The sequence below is a fragment of the Dyella sp. AtDHG13 genome, assembly GCF_003201105.1.
In the GTDB taxonomy this organism is placed as follows: Bacteria; Pseudomonadota; Gammaproteobacteria; order Xanthomonadales; family Rhodanobacteraceae; genus Dyella; species Dyella jiangningensis_B.
Genome location: NZ_QICJ01000002.1, coordinates 280,968 through 297,669 on the forward strand (window position 1 = coordinate 280,968; position 16,702 = coordinate 297,669).

General features: G+C 63.6%; 14 protein-coding genes. 4 read left to right on the forward strand and 10 right to left on the reverse strand.

Annotated elements, in window-relative coordinates:
- Positions 1–346: 346 nt before the first annotated feature.
- On the reverse strand, positions 347–670 hold the full coding sequence (locus tag BDW41_RS04050; protein WP_343125748.1) for a 2-hydroxyacyl-CoA dehydratase: 324 nt from the start codon (positions 668–670) through the stop codon (positions 347–349).
- A 215-nt stretch (positions 671–885) separates the two neighbouring features.
- Here BDW41_RS04050 and BDW41_RS23320 point away from each other — a divergent pair, with 215 nt between their 5' ends.
- Positions 886–1,059 (forward strand): hypothetical protein, encoded by a 174-nt coding sequence (locus BDW41_RS23320; RefSeq protein ID WP_158536974.1) that lies wholly within the window; start codon positions 886–888, stop codon positions 1,057–1,059.
- A gap of 34 nt (positions 1,060–1,093) precedes the next feature.
- Here BDW41_RS23320 and BDW41_RS04055 read toward each other — a convergent pair whose 3' ends face one another.
- From BDW41_RS04055 to BDW41_RS04065, 3 genes are all read right to left on the reverse strand, one after another.
- Positions 1,094–1,510: a GFA family protein gene (locus BDW41_RS04055; protein WP_233496766.1), complete on the reverse strand. Its 417-nt coding sequence runs from the start codon at positions 1,508–1,510 to the stop codon at positions 1,094–1,096.
- Between the two features lie 75 nt (positions 1,511–1,585).
- Positions 1,586–1,810, reverse strand: coding sequence for a hypothetical protein (locus BDW41_RS04060; RefSeq protein WP_074546768.1), 225 nt, complete (start codon positions 1,808–1,810; stop codon positions 1,586–1,588).
- 210 nt (positions 1,811–2,020) lie between these two features.
- Positions 2,021–2,830, reverse strand: a complete 810-nt coding sequence (locus BDW41_RS04065) for a class I SAM-dependent methyltransferase (protein WP_074546769.1) — start codon at positions 2,828–2,830, stop codon at positions 2,021–2,023.
- Between the two features lie 127 nt (positions 2,831–2,957).
- Here BDW41_RS04065 and BDW41_RS04070 point away from each other — a divergent pair, with 127 nt between their 5' ends.
- Positions 2,958–5,156: an alpha-N-acetylglucosaminidase gene (locus BDW41_RS04070; protein WP_074546770.1), complete on the forward strand. Its 2,199-nt coding sequence runs from the start codon at positions 2,958–2,960 to the stop codon at positions 5,154–5,156.
- Positions 5,157–5,168: 12 nt separating this feature from the next.
- Here BDW41_RS04070 and galE read toward each other — a convergent pair whose 3' ends face one another.
- Complete coding sequence (gene galE, locus BDW41_RS04075) at positions 5,169–6,218, reverse strand: UDP-glucose 4-epimerase GalE (protein WP_074546771.1); 1,050 nt, start codon at positions 6,216–6,218, stop codon at positions 5,169–5,171.
- A 760-nt stretch (positions 6,219–6,978) separates the two neighbouring features.
- Here galE and BDW41_RS04080 point away from each other — a divergent pair.
- A complete protein-coding gene (locus BDW41_RS04080) occupies positions 6,979–8,007 on the forward strand; it encodes a polysaccharide biosynthesis/export family protein (RefSeq protein WP_074546772.1) in 1,029 nt (342 codons plus the stop codon).
- Positions 8,008–8,434: 427 nt separating this feature from the next.
- Positions 8,435–9,535 carry an undecaprenyl-phosphate alpha-N-acetylglucosaminyl 1-phosphate transferase gene (locus BDW41_RS04085; protein WP_083337499.1) on the forward strand — a complete coding sequence of 367 codons (1,101 nt, stop codon included), beginning with the start codon at positions 8,435–8,437 and terminating at the stop codon, positions 9,533–9,535.
- Positions 9,536–9,593: 58 nt separating this feature from the next.
- Here the strand turns inward: BDW41_RS04085 and BDW41_RS04090 are convergent, their stop codons facing one another.
- The 5 genes from BDW41_RS04090 to BDW41_RS04110 form a co-directional block, all read right to left on the reverse strand.
- Positions 9,594–11,036, reverse strand: coding sequence for a glycosyl hydrolase family 28-related protein (locus BDW41_RS04090; protein WP_074546773.1), 1,443 nt, complete (start codon positions 11,034–11,036; stop codon positions 9,594–9,596).
- 72 nt (positions 11,037–11,108) lie between these two features.
- Positions 11,109–12,269: a glycosyltransferase family 4 protein gene (locus BDW41_RS04095; RefSeq protein ID WP_074546774.1), complete on the reverse strand. Its 1,161-nt coding sequence runs from the start codon at positions 12,267–12,269 to the stop codon at positions 11,109–11,111.
- Positions 12,270–12,353: 84 nt separating this feature from the next.
- Positions 12,354–14,318: an asparagine synthase (glutamine-hydrolyzing) gene (asnB, locus tag BDW41_RS04100; protein ID WP_074546775.1), complete on the reverse strand. Its 1,965-nt coding sequence runs from the start codon at positions 14,316–14,318 to the stop codon at positions 12,354–12,356.
- Positions 14,318–15,403, reverse strand: coding sequence for a glycosyltransferase family 4 protein (locus tag BDW41_RS04105; protein ID WP_199535271.1), 1,086 nt, complete (start codon positions 15,401–15,403; stop codon positions 14,318–14,320). The genes asnB and BDW41_RS04105 overlap by 1 nt, the downstream gene beginning before the upstream one ends.
- Positions 15,400–16,698 (reverse strand): hypothetical protein, encoded by a 1,299-nt coding sequence (locus tag BDW41_RS04110; protein WP_233496767.1) that lies wholly within the window; start codon positions 16,696–16,698, stop codon positions 15,400–15,402. The genes BDW41_RS04105 and BDW41_RS04110 overlap by 4 nt, the downstream gene beginning before the upstream one ends.
- Between the last annotated feature and the right edge of the window lie 4 nt (positions 16,699–16,702).

Below are 16,702 nucleotides of genomic sequence, written 5' to 3' on the forward strand. Positions count from 1 at the left end.
TGTTAGGGCCTGTTAGCACTATTTGCGTAGCCCGCGTTGCTTGTCCGTGGCCAGCTGGTGGTGGTGCGTGGCGCTGACCTGGCTGGCTGCCAGGTCAAGCCGCGCGCTGCCGCCGGGTGGCCACGGACAAGCAACCCTTCGGGCTGGGTCTTTTTGCCCACCATACCGCGTCATCACTCAGTCGTGTACGGACGTACACTCCTCGCTCCTCAACACCGTGGCCATCCATGGCCACTCCCCGCGTGCCCTCGTTCTTCCTTGTCTGGCGGGCAAAAAGATCTCAGCGCGGGCCACGCAAATAGTGCTAACAGGCCCTAGCGTTCCCGCCGCCGTCGGCAAAGTGCGCTCAGTCGCCCTGCTCCGCCTTGCGGCTGACGCGGCGCTTGCGCGGCGGCTTGTCGGACGACGCCGCGATCAGGCCCTGCAGATAGGTGATGCCTTCCTCTTCGGGAAAAAACGCCACGACGTCGGCAACGCTCAGGTGGTAGCGCTCGCGCAATGCGAGGAACTCGCTACGCGCGCGCTCCATCGGCGTTTTACCGGCGTCCTGGCGGCGCTTTTCCTTCTCCTTGTCGAGTGCGGCCAGTTCTTCCTGAAACTGCCGGTAAGCATCTTTGTTGATAGCCATCGAAACAGGCGTCGCGACGCGGAGGGACGACCATTCTCGCACGCCTCGGCATCACCGGAAAAACGCGTGGATACCGCACGCGCCCGCGCTACCGCAGCATGCTTTGCCATCGCACGGTCATCGGATCGTCAAAAACCGCTGGATTCCTAGGAATTTCATAAGAAATGCGTTCGCGGAAACGGCCGCGCAGCTTAACCGCCGGCCAACGATCGGCTCGCTAGGCTGAACTTCCCACGCGACAACCACCAGGAGTGCATATGGATCCGACGACCCTTGATGCGCCGATTGCCAGCGCGGAACACCCCCACGCCCGGCGCGTTTCACCCGACCCGGCCGAGGGCTATGTGCTGGATCCGTGGTCCGGCCTCTATCGGGAAACGGATACGGCCTACCAGAGTCGCCTCCAGTCGCTGGCCGGCCTGACCGCCTGATACGAAAACCCCGCATGATGCGGGGTTTTTCATGTCAGTCGGGAAATTCAGGGTACTGCGGAAGCCCGTCCGTGATCTCGAACCAGGGTGCCTTCGAGGCGACGAAGATGTGCTTGTCCGGGCGGATGGACGGCGCATCCACCAGCGTTCCCAGCGCGACGTGGACATACGCGCCTTCGCGCACCACCGAATAGAGCAGCGAGCCGCAGCGCGCGCAATGCGCGTCGTGCCCGTTGTCCTCACCCACGATGAGCAGCTTTCCCGCATCCTCCCGCAAGCGCAGTTTCGACCGCTCGATGCCGGCGAATGGCTTGAAGGCCGAGCCGGTGGTGCGCCTGCATTGCGAGCAATGGCAATAGGCCGCGTAGAGAAACGCATCCTCGACCTGATAGCCCACGTCGCCGCAGTAGCACTTTCCTTCCAGCACCTTGCGGCTCGCTGAAGTCGCCACCCTGCTTCTCCTGACCATGCGAAGCCTCGATCATAGCCAGATCGAGCCTCCACGGCGGCCGAGGCGAAGGGTCAGTTAGTGCCCCTGAGGGTCAGCATGTGCGCGGATGCCGCGCAGCATGATCTCTGCCTGGATCTGTCCCGCGATGACCGTATCGTCGGGCGCGTGGCCGTCCAGGGTTTCCAGCAAGGTGGCGAATCCGTAGAGCCAGGCGCGCCAATACACCGATTCTCCGCGCTCGAATACCTCGCAGAACACCTCGATAGGCTGGCCGAATTCATCGACTAGGGTGAAATTCATTTCCATCGCAGCAACCACGATTCAGGCACAGCCGCCCCATCACCGCCGGGAATGGCGGCATCCGGTGCGTGGAGACTCCATGCGGGGGATGTTGTTGTTCTCTGCGATAGGGAGAATCAAGGATCGTGCCAGCGGGCGCCGGTAACCTGAGCACCCGCTGGCCTTGCACTCGGCGCGGCTGTCAGCCGCAACGCGGATCGAGCAGGAGCACTACGGCTTGACGAACTTCAGCGTCATCCGGTCGGACTCACCCACCGCCTTCATCTTGGCGTGCTCGCTTTCCGGCCCCGACAGGTCGGGCGGCAAACGATGCACGTTGATGTCCTCCGGATCGTTCGGGTTGGCATTGACCTGCGATACATCGGCCAGGCGAAAGCCCGCCTTGGTGGCCTGCGCGATCATGTAGTCCTCGGAAATGCGATGCAGCGCCGCGGCCACGGCCTGCCCATCGGAGAAAGGCCTGGCGCGATGCTCCTCGATGCCCAGCACGCCGCCGGGCTTGAGCACGTCGTAGGCCGACTTGAACACCGCGGCGAGCGTGTCGGGGCTGTTGATCAACCAGTCGTGCGTATTGCGGAACGTCAGCACCATGTCCGCCGACTGGCTGGGCCCGAGCTTCACCTCGTCGGGCGGCGCAAACGGAATGACCTTGGCGATATGGCCGAATACCGCCGGATTGCCCTTGAGCTTGGCATGGAACTTCTCGGCCTTCGGCGGCGCCGCTTCGATCAGCTGCCCGTGCGCGGCAAGATACGGCGCCAGTATCTCGGTGTACCAGCCGCCGCCCGGCGACAGTTCGATCACGGTCATGTCCGGGCGGATGCCGAAAAACTGCAGCGTCTCCACGGGATGCCGATAGACGTCGCGCGCCCGGTTGGCCTCCGAACGCCAGCTGCCATTGACCGCCTGCTGCAACGACACGTCGCTAGAGGGTGGCGTGGTATCCGCCGCTTTAGCCATCACGGCGAACGAGAGCAAGGCGAAGAAGCACACGAACGGTCTACAGGTACGACGAAGCATTGCTCGACCCTCCTGACGGTGAGGCTCACAAGCCTACGCCGAATGGCAGGCACCTTGTTGGTGTGCTGCATCGCTGGCGTTCGCGACGGTATACGATGCGGCCGTCCGCACACACACGGAATAGCCCATGCGCCTGCATGCCTTATGGACCGGCATGGTCCTCGCCGGATGTCTTTGCTGGAACGCCGCTGCCCCCGCATCGGATCGGCCAGGCTTCGATACCGCGCCGGAACAGGCGGTACTCCAGCGGCTTCTTCCGCGGCAGGCCGCGCAGTTCGAGCTCAGCGCCCTGCCCGCCGATGGAGATGACGAACACTTCCGCATCAACGCCGCGAATGGCCACATCAAGGTGGAAGGAAGCACGCCCAGCGCATTGCTGTTCGGCGTGAACTGGTACCTGAAGTACGTGGCGCACGTGCAGATCTCGCCCAATGAAGACCGCATCGGCTCCGCTGCCTTCCCCTTGCCCGACAAGCCCATCGAGGGCAAGGCGGTCTACGCGCAGCGCTATGCGCTGAACGAAAACGTGGACGGCTATACCACGCCCTACTGGGACTGGCCGCGCTGGGAACGCGAGATCGATGTGCTCGCACTGTCGGGCGTCAACGCCATCCTGATCGAACGCGGGATGGACAGCGTGCTGTACCAGACGTTTCGTGACGCGGGCTATGCGGATGAGGACATCCGCCGCTGGATCACACTCCCGGCCCACCAGAACTGGCAGCTCATGGGCAACCTCTGCTGCTTCAATGGCCCCATCAGCCAGAGCCTGATGCAGAAGCGCGCGGCGTCGGCGCAGCAAATCATCGCGCGCCTGCGCGAACTGGGCATCACGCCCGTCATGCCTGGCTTCTACGGCATCGTGCCCGCCGACTTCGCGAAGAAATTCCCGCAGGCGCACGTGGTGCCCCAGGGCGAATGGGCGGGTTTCACCCGGCCAGGTTGGCTGGATCCACGCGATCCGATGTTCGCCAGGCTGGCCGCCTCGTTCTACAAGCATCAGCGCGAACTGTTTGGCGACAGCGGCATCTACGACATGGAGGTATTCCAGGAAGGCGGCGAATCCGGCGACGTACCGGTGGCGGATGCCGCCCGTGCCGTGCAGCGTGCACTGCTCGACGCGCACCCCGATGCACGCTGGATGATGCTGGCCTGGCAAGGCAACCCGCGCCAGGAGTTGCTGTCCGGTGTTGACCGGCGACACCTGCTGATCATCGACATCGATCACGACCGCGTGCCGCGCGACGATCGCCAGAAGGATTTCCAGGATGCGCCCTTTCTCTTCGGCGGCATCTGGGAGTTCGGCGGCCGCACCACGCTGGGCGCCAACACCCGCAACATCACCGAACGCCTGCAGCGCATGGGTCGCGCCAACGCCAACATGGCCGGCACCGCCATCTTCACCGAGGGCATGGACACCAATTCCTTCGCCTTCGACCTGTTCACGGAAATGGCCTGGCGTAGCGAGCCGGTCGAGACCAGCGCATGGACCGCCGATTACGTGCGACGTCGCTACGGCGCGGCCGATCCCCACGCGCTCGCTGCGTGGAAGGTTCTGCTTTCCACGGCCTATGACATCCGCATCGACCAGGTGCCGTTCAACAGCGAGCGCGATGCCGCGCAGGAGTCGCTGTTCAACGCACAGCCAAGCTTGGCGGCCAATCGCGCGTCCAACTGGTCGCCGGAGGCCATGCGTTATGACGCGGGTGCGTTCAGGCGTGCCTTGCCCGAGATGCTGAAGGTCGCGCCCGCGCTTCGCGGCAGCGCCACCTACACCTACGATCTGGTGGATATCGCCCGCCAGACGCTCGCCAACGAAAGCCGCGCGCTGCTGCCGAAGATCAGGGACGCCTACGAGCGCAAGGACAGGGAGCGATTTCATCAACTCACGCAACGGTGGCTGCACTGGATGGATCTGCAGGACGAGCTGCTCTCCACCCAGCGCTTCTTCCTGGTGGGCGGCTGGTTGTCGCGTGCCGATGGCTGGGCCTCGTCGCCGGAGGAAGGCGCGCGCCTTCGCTACGATGCCCGCTCCCTGCTCACCACCTGGGGTGACCGCAAGGCCAGCGAAGGAGCCAGTCTGCATGACTACGGCAACAAGGATTGGGCCGGGCTGACGCGCGATTACTACCGCGTACGCTGGGCCACCTATTTCAGCAAGCTCGAACAGGAACTCCGCACCGGCACACCGGTAACGCCCACCGATTGGTTTTCCCTTGGTGACACCTGGAACCGCGGTGTCCAGCATTACCCGGACCAGCCTTCCGGCGATGCCTACGCCGTGGCACAACGCATAGAACAGGCGCTGCGCGACGAAACGCCGTGATCGGACTTGTCGCTACGGTGCGGAAAGCCGACGGAGAGACAGCCGCCGCGCTTCCTCGCGACGAAAGCCGTGAGGATGCTTGATCTGCCACCGCCACGCGTCCTCGCACATGCGGCGCAAGCCGTAACGGGCACGCCAGCCTAGCGTCCTTTCGGCCAGCGAGGGATCGGCCCATACCTCGGCCACATCGCCCGGGCGGCGATCCTCGAATACGTAAGGCACCGGCCTCCCACACACGCGCTCGAACGCGGCGACCACGTCGAGCACGCTGTAACCCCGTCCGGCACCCAGGTTCATGACGATGCAACCGCCGCCATCCAACCTGTCAAGTGCTTTCATGTGTGCGTCCGCCAGATCCATCACGTGGATGTAGTCGCGCACGCCGGTGCCGTCGTGCGTGGGATAGTCGTTGCCGAAGATGCTCAAGTGAGCATGCAGCCCCGCCGCCACTTGCGCCACGTAAGGCACGAGATTGCTGGGACTGCCTGATGGGTCCTCACCCAGCTGGCCGCTGGGATGCGCACCGGCCGGATTGAAATAGCGCAGCAGGATGGCGCTGAACCGCGGATCGGCCAGGCAGAACTCGCCGATCAGTTGCTCCATCACCAGCTTGGATCGTCCGTATGGGTTGATCACCCGCAAGGGCGCGTTCTCGCTGATCGGCACCCGGTCGGGCTGCCCGTAGACGGATGCGGAAGAGCTGAACACAAGATTCCTCACGCCCGTCGCCTGCATCGCCTGAAGCAGGGTCAGCGTGCCGACGATGTTGTTGTCGAAATAGACCAGCGGCTTTTCCAGGCTCTCGCAGGCCACCTTCAGGCCCGCGAAGTGAATCACCGCGTCAAAACCCTCGGCCAGCACCGCCTCCAGCGCGTCACGGTCGCGAACATCGCCCAGCACAAAGCGCGCGCTGGATTTGCCGAGGATATTGATGTTCTCCACGGCGAACGGGGAACTGTTCACCAGGCTGTCGAAGATCACGACCTCATGGCCGTGCTGAAGCAGCGCCACGCAGGTGTGGCTTCCGATATAACCCGCACCACCGCAGACAAGTACCTTCATGCTCCCTCCCCGCTTGGGATGACGCGATGGCCCAGGCGCATGCGTGTCATCACGGGCAGCCTTTGCGTGCCTCTCCGTGCATCGCAGTGGCAGCGGTCTTTCTCCAGGCGGCGCATCGGCGTCGCCCCACCGAACTTCCGGCTTGCTTTCGCATAACTTGCGCGGCGCGCCTGGCGCATGACTGCGAACAACCGCAGCCGACAACCGAAACCACGCAACCTTCACTTGCCGGCCCGCCCAAGGCGGAGGCCTGTCAACGGGCGGTCAAAAGCGACTTGAGTCTAGGAAATCGTCGAAGCAAAAAGACGTCCAAACAAAAACGCAGTTTTGTTCGTGTTCATTGGTGCGGCGCACTTACCGATGTGAATGAACGAAGTTCGTCCGCGCATCTCGCGCGTGCAGGCCATATTCAGTTTTATCAATTCATGGTAACTGCCTGTTCACGATAGCTGTGTCATTTCTCAACACCCACTTACCACGCCACTCACGCAGTGACGTACGGCGCAAGCAGCATCGGAAGCAGGCGATCACGAGAGTGACGAAACCGTTCTTCATCGATGTCCACAGCCATCTCTCTGGCCGCTGCAAGGGAACAACGGATATGTGACGACCCTGTCGACCACGTGCCGTCCGAGGGATCGATCGCCAAGCGGCTTACTTTTCAAAGAGGAGTTCGCAGACCGTGAAAACCAAATACGCCTTGCTCATTCTTGCGAATGTGTTGCTTGTGAACGGATGCGTGTGGGCCCCGGGGCAACAGATGTCCAGCAACGGAGTGGTTCGCGGAACACCCAAGGACAGCAGCGAGATCGAACTGGTGGACATCACGCCACAGCTGCTGCAGGCCAATCACGCGGCGGCATTGAACGCCGCGATACCGCAGGCGCTGCTGGACTACAAGCCCGAGCCCTACCGCATCGGCCCCGGCGATTCGCTCTACATCACGGTCTGGGATCATCCCGAACTCACCTCGCCGGCAGGCGTGCAGCAGCAGACCGCCGCCAATGGTCGACTGGTGCGCTCCGACGGAACCTTGTTCTATCCCTATATCGGCAGCATCAAGGTTGCCGGCATGACCATCGAGGAACTGCGCCAGGCGCTCACCTCGAAACTCGCGAAATATGTCGAGCGTCCGCAGGTCGACGTCAACGTCGTCGGCTACAACAGCCAGCACGTGACTTTCATCGGGGCATTCATGAAGACGGATCCCCAGAGCATTACCGCCGTACCGCTCACGCTTGGCCAGGCTATCGGCTATGCAACCATCAACCCCGACCAGGCGAATATCTCCAACCTCATCGTGAGCCGCGACGGGCACGATTACCACGTCGACCTCACCGGCTTCGGCGACACGCAGAGCATCACCAAGGATATCTACCTGAAGCCCGGCGACCGCATCTTCATGCCGTACAACGATACCCGCGAGGTCTACGTGATGGGCGAGGTCATGCGCCCTGCCCAGGTCGGTTTCCGCACGGTGGCCAGCCTTTCGCTCACGCAGGCCATTGGCCGCGTCGGCGGACTCAATCCGACCACGTCCAATGGCAAGGAGGTCTACGTCATTCGCGGCGCCAACAATTTCGAGAACACGCCGCCCAAGGTGTTTCAGCTCGACGCGCGTTCGCCCACGGCCTTCGCGCTCGCCGATCAGTTCATGGTCAAGCCTGGCGACGTCGTCTTCGTCGGTGCGGCCGGCATCACCCGTTGGAACCGCGTGATCAGCCAGATCCTGCCCTCGGCGAGCCTGATCACCAGCGCCGCTGCCGCCAACTACAGCGCAACGCACTGAGGAGTTCGTTCATGAAAGCCATGCACGACTCTTCGAAACACTCGCCCTTTCGCGGCATGCGTTTGCATGAACACCGGCGACGGCGAATGCCGTGCAAGCCGGCGATTAACGAAAAAACGACCTGAACGACAATGGCCTGAATGAACGCAACCCACGAAACAAAGACTTCATCAAATCATGTTACGTTCGTTGCCGGTAGGAAGAAAAAACGCCTTCTTCGCCACCGCCCAATCCCAGTCATACGTTCACCTCACGGCGCCGCCGTGACCTGAAGCATCCATTGGAACCCGTTCCCTGGTTGAACGAGTTCAGGCAAGGCCGTACAAAAAATCAGGGGGCTCATGCAAACCCGCGGGAGGGATCTGCCGTGCAGGAGCCTAGCATCCTCGTTGATTGCCTTGTTGCCACGTGCACCACGGCAATCGCCATGGTGATATTGCGACGTTACGCGATACTGTTCGGACTGGTCGATCATCCGAGCACGCGCAAGCAGCACGTCGGCGACGTTCCGCTGGTGGGCGGCCTCGCCATCTTCATGGGCGTCACGGTGGGAGCGGCCTGCTACGGGCAGTTTCACTGGTTCGAGAAGTCCATCATCATCACGTCGTTCCTGCTCACATTGATCGGCGCGCTGGATGATCGCTTCGACCTCAGCGTGCGCGGACGCCTGCTGATCCAGACAGCATCGGTGATCGGCGTCATCGCCATCTCCGGCGTGTACATCCACACGCTGGGCAATCTGTTCGGGCACGAAATCAACCTCGACTGGCTGGGCCCGCCGGTGACCATCATCGCCATCATCGGCCTGGTCAACGCGTTCAATATGATGGACGGCATCGACGGCCTGGCCGGAAGCCTCGCCCTGGTTTCCATCGCATCCATCGCGCTGTTCTCCGGCACTGGTACCTTGCGCAGCACGCTGATCCTGCTGATCCTGCTCGGCACCGCGTCCATCCCTTACCTGATGGCCAATCTCGGCATCGTGGGAAACAAGATCTTCCTTGGCGATGCCGGCAGCATGCTCATTGGCTATCTGCTTGCGTGGGCGCTGATCCACATGAGCCAATCGCCTCAGGCGCGGTTGACGCCGGTCGACGTGCTCTGGTGCGTCGGGTTGCCGGTGTGCGACACGCTATCGGTGATGTGCCGCCGCATGAGCCAGGGCAAGTCGCCGTTCAAGCCCGACCGCGGCCACATACATCACATTCTCCTGCGTGCCGGACTCGGCCCTCGGACCACCCTGATGGTCCTTGTCCTCATGGCGGCGTCCATCGCCGCCACGGGAGCGATCCTCAAGCAGCTGACGCCCTCTTCCGGCGTTCACCTGACGGCCTTCGTCATCATCATGTTCGCTTATGGCCTGATCGTGACGCGCGTGTGGTTCCGGCAGGAAGCCGTTGCGCAGCGTAAGAACGCGGCCCAGGCGAAAGCAGCGATCAAGATCCGGCCAAAGACGGTCCACGTCGCGCCGCGCCGCTCGCTGGACGATGGCCGGGCTACATCGTCCATGATGTCCGGCAGGCAGTAGCTCTCCCGTACTGCGGCGTGCAGCAAGACGCGGGGCGTATTCCGCCCCGCCGCCGGAATCACGACGACGGCATGGTTCCGAGGAACTTGATCTCCGCCGCGTTGGCCACCTTGCGCACACCCGCATCCACGCTGTTGTCGTACTCGAAGGACTGATCCAGCGCCAGCTTCCCTCGCGTGATGCGCATCTGCGCGCTCGTGCTCAGGAAGGACATCGGCACGGCCTTGGCCAGCGCCGCCGAGCTCAGGCGCGCGACATTGCCGGAGATCACCACCTGATCGATCTTGCGCTTGTCATCCGGTGATTCGTCTTCGGAGAAATTGATGCAGGAGCCGTAGATGTCCACGAAGACATTGCCGGCGCACACCAGGCCCGTGGCGCCCAGAACGCCGATGGCGCCCATCTGCGGTTTGATGCCGGTGAACTGATTGCCCGTGATCACGGATTTGATGGCGTTGCGGCTGGTCTTGGAGGCGATGGCGCCCAGGCGTATCGCGTCGCCGCCGGGGCCCGATCCCGGCGCCCGCTCGAAGATGCACGCACTGACCTGCACGTTGCTCAGCCCGCCCACGGAGATGTCCCAGCGCACGGAGTTGGTGAAGCGGCAGTTGAGCACCGTGAGGTTGTCCGGTTCGCTGTCGAGCGTCTTCGGCTTGGCGGAGGTGTCGATGCCCCAGTAGCAGTTCTCGAACTGGCAGTCCCTGACCACCCAGTTATGGATGTTGCCGTTCTTCTGGTGGCCGTTGAAGAACGTGATGCCGGCGGTATTGGTGGAACTGATGTCAATGAACTTGCAGCGGATGATGAGGATGTCGCGATACACGCTCCAGTCGTGGTCCGGCTCGAAATCGATGCCGCCCACCGAGTGCGAAAGCTGGGCATTGCCGATGTTCCTGAAGACACAGCTGTCGACGATGAGGTGATCGCAATCGATGATGGACAGCCCGTTGCGGTTGTCCTTCACCACGCCGTCGAACGTGCAGCCGCGCACCAGGACGCGCTGGTTGTGCCGCTCGGTGCCCCTGAGCGTCCCGGAGCCCACGTACATGCCGTCGCCGCGAAAGCCGCGGAACAGCACACGCTCGACGGTAAGGTCCGATGTCGCATTGACGGCCAGCAGGTAGTAGTACTGCGAATAGCCGAACTCATCGACACGGCCATTGAGCTTGAAGTCGTGCAGGTGGATATGGCGCATGTTGTCCGCCGGGTTGCTGGTGCCGCCGTCCTTGACATAGGTGGCGACCATGAACTCGCAGGCCAGCGAATCATCCAGCGCCTTGAGCTCGCTGGATTCGCCGTCGCCATACATTTCTAGGTTCGACTTCAGGTTCAGCTGCGTCACCGGATAGACACCGGATGGAATGTAGACGCGCGAACCGGCATCGATGGCCGACTGGATGTTCCGCGTGCAGTCGTAACTGCTGTTGCCTTTCTTGATGGCGGCATGCTCGGGCTTCGGGATGAAGTCCAGCACGTTCACGACCTGGGAGGTTGACGACATGGCAGACGCTCCAAGAGGGGCTGATTGGAAATTCGGTGCGGATCTGGAATCGATGGGGCGACTGGTGCGGCGTCAGCCATAGCGCCTGACGCGCTCCGTCTCGCCATGCCCGCATAGCTCCGTGTAGACCGCCAATGTCCGCTCGATCACGATGCGTTCGTCGAAGTAGGTGCGCGCCTTGGCCCGCGCCGCCTCGCCCAGCCGGCGCGCCAGCGCCGGGTTGTCCACGAGCGTGCGTATGGCCTCAGCGATGGCGTCGCTGTCCCGCACCGGCACGAGCAGGCCGTCGACACCGTCCGCCACCACTTCGCGGCAACCTGGCACGTCGGTGGTGATCAGCGGCAGGCCACACGCGGCCGCCTCGACCAGGCTTCTCGGCAAGCCCTCGCGATAGCTGGGCAACACCACGATGTCCACGGCGCTGAACAGCGCCACCATGTCGTCCACGTGGCCAAGCCAGGTCACCAGACCCTCTTCCACCCAGCCGAGAATGGTTTCTTCGGGAATGGTGGCGGGGTTACCCGGATCGGGCGTGCCCGCGAGGATGGCGTGCACCGCATAGCCTTGCGCGCGCAACTGGCGCAGCGCGGCGATGTATTCGCCGATGCCCTTGTCCCACAGCATGCGGCTGGCCAGCAGCACGTGCGTGCTGCCATCACGCAATTTTCGCGGCGACGCCGCGGCATATTTCGCGCAATCCACGCCCGATCCACGGATCAGGCGGATATGCGCCGTATCGATGAGATCCGCCTTGCGGAACAGCTTGACGTCATCGGAGTTCTGCAGGATGAGCCGCGCCTGCTCGCCGCCCAGCGCCAGGCGAAGCAGGCCGCGCACCACCGGGCGCAGCAGCCGGGCCTTGAGCTGGTCGCTGGTGAATACATAGCCCATGCCCGCCACCGCGTTGATGCGCGCGGCGACGCCCGCCATCTTCGCGGCCAGCGAGCCATACACCGCGCACTTGATGGTGAAGCCGTGCACGACCGTCGGCTGCTCGCGCCGCAGCAGGCGCACCAGGTACAGCAGGAACGCCGACTCGCGCACCACGTTAAGGCTGCGCCGCTGCATGGGCAGCGGCTCCCAGCGCAAGCCGAGTGCGCGCAGCTTGGCGCCGTAAGGGCCGGCGGGCGAAATCAGCAGGACGTCATAGCCGGCCCTGCGCAGCGACAACGCCAGCGTCCGACGGAAGTTGTAGAGATACCAGTCGGTGTTGGCGAAAAGAATGGCTTTCATGGGCGCACCTCGTGCCCGCCTCCCGGCGTGCAGTTGAAGGCGGCGACCAGCCACGAGTAACGCGTTGAACGTGGCTTGCCGCCGTCACGATGCCCCCTGGTTTTCCTCCAGCCATCCCTGGAACATGAGCACGGTCCACAACTGTCGCTGCCAGTTCCGGCGGCCGCTCAGGTGCTCTTTCCACTTTTCGCGGATGGGCGCGGGCTCGAAGTAGCCCTCGCGACGCAGCCGCGATTCGTCCAGCAATGCTTCGGCCCAGTCGCGCAAGGGCCCGCGCAGCCAATCGTCCATCGGCAGGGCAAAGCCCATCTTGGGTCGCTCCACCAGCTCCTTGGGAACGTAGCGATGCAACACCTGCCGGAGGATCCACTTGCCCTGGCCTTCGCGAATCTTCAGGTGCAGCGGCATGCGCAAGGCGAACTCGACCACGCGGTGATCGAGCATGGGCACGCGCGTCTCCAGGCTGTTGGCCATCGCCGAGCGATCCACCTTCACGAGAATGTCGTCCGGCAGATAGCTTTGCGCGTCCATCGCCATCATCCACTGCGCCAGGTCCCCGGTGCGCGGCCACGCCGCCGGATTGGTCAGCACCGTCGCCGGCTCATGCGCGCCCGCGACGACGCTCGCCGGATCCTGCCAGCAGCTGGCGAGACGCAGCAGATAGTCCTCGCCGGAGGACAAGGTGAGCACCTCGGACAGCTTGTGCGCCTTGTCGCCCGCCGAAGCGAGATGCCACCGCTGGGGAATGAGCGGCTTGGCGCGCGCCATCAGGCGATCCCACGCATCGGGCGGCACCGCGCGCAGCACGCCAGCCAGCGCGCGCCGCGAGGACAGCGGCAGTCGCTGCACCTTGCCCCAGGTGGTGCGGGCCGCGAGATAGCGGTTGTAGCCGCCGAATAATTCGTCGCCGCCATCGCCGCTGAGCGCCACCGTGACGGTTCTGCGCGCCAGCTGGCTGATCAGGAAGGTAGGTATCTGGGAGCTGTCCGCGAAGGGCTCACAGAAGATCGAGGGCAGCGCAGGGATGACCGCCAGCGCGTCCTCCGGGCGCACGTACAACTCAGTGTGATCTGTACCCAGATGAGCCGCCACGGCGCGTGCATGGGCCGCCTCGTCGTAGCCGTCTTCGGCGAAACCGATGGTGAACGTCTTGACCGGCCTGCGACTGCGCGCCTGCATCAGGGCAACCACCGTGCTGCTGTCGATGCCGCCGCTGAGAAAGGCCCCGAGCGGCACGTCCGAAAGCAGCTGCGTGCCGATGCTCTCGCTGAGGCGTTGCTCCAGTGCGTCGGTGGCTTCCGCGTCGGACCCATCGAACGGAGCGGCGCCGCCGGAAACCACTGCGTCGTTGTAGCGCCAGTACGGTCGTTGCTGCGCGTCGCGCCCGTTCCGCAGGCCGATGCGCAGCATGTGTCCCGCACGCAGCTTGAAGAATCCGCTGTAGATGGTATGCGGCGCCGGCACGCAGTCGTGGCGAAGGAACAAGGCCAGGGCATTGCGATCGATGGATGCCTTGAACGCAGGATGCGCCCGCAGCGCCTTGAGCTCGGAGCCGAACAACAAGGTGCCGCCTTGCCAGCCGTAATACAGCGGCTTCTCGCCCATGCGGTCGCGCGCCAGGATCAACTCCCGCCGTTTGCGATCCCACAGTGCGAACGCAAACATGCCCACGCAGGAACGCAGGGTTTCCTCGATGCCCCAGGCCACGATGCACGCCACTAGGGTTTCGGTGTCGGAGTGGCCGCGCCATGCCACCGGCACGCCTTGGGCGGCCAGGCGCTCGCGCAACTCAAGATGGTTGTAGATCTCGCCATTGAACACGGCGACGTAACGTCCGCAGGCGGAATGCATGGGCTGGTGCCCGGCCTCGGAGAGATCCTGCACGGCCAGGCGACGCTGGGCCAGCGCGATGCCGGCGAACGCATCGTGCCAGCTGCCGCCATCGTCGGGGCCGCGATGCGTCAGGCGCGCCGACATCGCCTCGACGCGCTCGCGCAGGCCGCCACCGCCGTCGCCACCCAATCGCCAGAAGCCTGCAATGCCGCACATCAGACACCCCCTGCGTCGCGAAGCAAGGCCGCCAGCCGGGGCGCCTGCGTTTTGATGCTGTAGTGGTCTTCCACGCACTGCCGCCCTGCCCGCCCCATGCGGCGACGCAGGCGCGGGTCATCGATCAACCGCTGCAGGCTGCCGCGCCACTCGCTGTCATTGGAGGCCAGGAAGCCGTTCTCGCCATGATTGACGATGTCGATATTGGCGCCCACCGAGGAAGCGACCACGGGCAAACCACACGCCATGTACTGCACGATCTTGTAGCCGCATTTGCCGCGCTCCCACGGGCTGTCGCGCAACGGCATGATGCCTATGTCCATGCGGGCGATCGCCTCGGCTTCGGTGTCCTCGGACCACGGAACCACTTCGGGCTTGACCTTATCGAAGCCTTCTGCCGCCGCCGGCTGTGCGCCCACCAGCATCAGGCGGGCGTTGTTCTCCACGCACACCTTTTCAAGCAGCGCGCGATAGTCGAGCACGTAGTTCTCCGTGGCAGGCGAGCCGATCCAGCCGATCACCGGCCGCTGGTCGCCAGCGTGATCCGTTACGTCGTACCGGCCGTCGTCCACCGCGGTGGGGATGATCTCGATACGTCTTGCGCCCGCACTCGATGCGCGCTCGGCCAGGTAGCCATTGCCGACCGTGACGCAATGCGCGCCGCGCATCACCTGGTCGATCTTCCGGCCAAGCAGGCGGCGCACCAACGCGTTCGAGGAAAGGTCGTAGCGGTGGAAGAGCGCGTCGTCGTAATCCACCACGTAAGGGCGCTTCGTGCTCAGCAGGGCCGACTCGATCCACATCGGCAGATAGGGAAACAGCTCGCCCTCGATCCAGGTCAGGTCGAACGCCTCGCTTTTCAGCAGCTCGAGCATGCGCCTCCCGCCGTACCACAGGCCGCTGTAGCGGGCGGCCCTGGCATGGCCGTGGTACAGCGACTCCAGGTACGCATCCGGAAACAAGGAACGCACCTGCACGTCGATGCCGTGCTCCTTCAGCAGCGGAAGGTACTGCAGGCTCCGCAGCCGCGAGCTGGGCCCGCGCCGCGAATACTTGGAGAACAGCAGTACCTTGATGCGCTTCATTTCGGCATCCGTTTCAGGATCATCGGATAGTCGACGAACATGGCCACCAGCGGAATCACGTACATCCACTGCAGGGAAAAGGCCTCGATGTACGGGTTGGTGTTGGTTCCCAGGAAGGCACACACGAAGCCGCAGAACATGAACTTGTGCTGCGAGGTCAGCCGGCAGGAAATGGCCAGCTTGATCACCCACGCCGTGTACAGGAAGAAGGGCAACACGTAGATGATGGTGCCGAGCAAGCCCACCCGATACAGCGTGGCCAGCCATACCAGCTCGTAGCGCCAGGGATGGATCGGGTCGCTGACGTAGTCCACGCCCACGCCATGACCGGAACCCAGGCCACCGTTGTCGAGTATGCCCGCGTACAGCGACCTGGCCATCTGCGACCGCTCGAAACCGCCGCCGGAGGCGAGCTTGTTGGTGACGGTGTTGAGGACCACCGACAGGCTGATCTTGGTGTACGACTGCAGGATGAACAGCACCGCCACGATCGCAATGGCCACCGGGATGCCATAGCGCACCGTGCGCGTCATCACGGACGTCTTCGCGTGACCCACCGTGCGCGACGAGAACAGCCAGCCAAGCACGAAGCCGGACGGTACCGACAGGATCAGCGCGGAGCGGCCGGAGGTCAGCGCGCAGATGAGCAGCATGGCCAGCAGGCTGAAACGCAGGGATCGATGCTTGATCACTTCCGGCGAGCTGAAGAAGCCGCCGCAGAGAAAGATCATGGAGCCGTAGACGTGCATCGTCGCGCCGGAGAAGCCCTCGGCGAGATTGACGTTGGCTCCCTCGAAGAAGAACGAGACAGCAGCCGCGCCGCGCGTCAGGAACAGATAGAAGAATACCGCCACGCTGGCGCAGCATAGGATGCTCAGGCCAATGAACCAGTCAATCAGCCGCTCCACGCCAAGGTATCGGCAAAGGCCATCGGCGATGAAAACCCACGCCAGGGGCGAAAGAATATAGACGGCCGCCACCTGGGCCTGAGCCACCATCGTGGCATGATGCAGTCCGCCGACGACCATGTAGATGATCGTCACGATGACGCTGTACAGGTACAGCGTCAGCAGGTTCCTGAGCCCCTGCCCCATGCGCATGGCCGGGAACGACAGCAGGCAGCTCAGTCCGATCATGGCCGCCGTGGGCACGGGCAACGAGTTGGGAATGACCACGGCCAGCAGCAGCAGCACGAAGGCCGAGCCGAGAAAAAGATGCCTTACCGTCAGCCGATACATGTTCACCATCGGCAGCTGCGACGGCGGTGCGGGCTGCATCGTGTGACGCGTCGTCACGGGG

Coding starts and splice junctions, on each gene's coding strand:
- BDW41_RS23320 (WP_158536974.1), top strand. CDS start 886: ATGGATCCGACGACCCTTGATGCGCCGATTGCCAGCGCGGAACACCCC.
- BDW41_RS04060 (WP_074546768.1), bottom strand. CDS start 1,810: ATGAATTTCACCCTAGTCGATGAATTCGGCCAGCCTATCGAGGTGTTC.
- BDW41_RS04065 (WP_074546769.1), bottom strand. CDS start 2,830: ATGCTTCGTCGTACCTGTAGACCGTTCGTGTGCTTCTTCGCCTTGCTC.
- BDW41_RS04070 (WP_074546770.1), top strand. CDS start 2,958: ATGCGCCTGCATGCCTTATGGACCGGCATGGTCCTCGCCGGATGTCTT.
- galE (WP_074546771.1), bottom strand. CDS start 6,218: ATGAAGGTACTTGTCTGCGGTGGTGCGGGTTATATCGGAAGCCACACC.
- BDW41_RS04080 (WP_074546772.1), top strand. CDS start 6,979: ATGTCCAGCAACGGAGTGGTTCGCGGAACACCCAAGGACAGCAGCGAG.
- BDW41_RS04085 (WP_083337499.1), top strand. CDS start 8,435: ATGGTGATATTGCGACGTTACGCGATACTGTTCGGACTGGTCGATCAT.
- BDW41_RS04090 (WP_074546773.1), bottom strand. CDS start 11,036: ATGTCGTCAACCTCCCAGGTCGTGAACGTGCTGGACTTCATCCCGAAG.
- BDW41_RS04095 (WP_074546774.1), bottom strand. CDS start 12,269: ATGAAAGCCATTCTTTTCGCCAACACCGACTGGTATCTCTACAACTTC.
- asnB (WP_074546775.1), bottom strand. CDS start 14,318: ATGTGCGGCATTGCAGGCTTCTGGCGATTGGGTGGCGACGGCGGTGGC.
- BDW41_RS04105 (WP_199535271.1), bottom strand. CDS start 15,403: ATGAAGCGCATCAAGGTACTGCTGTTCTCCAAGTATTCGCGGCGCGGG.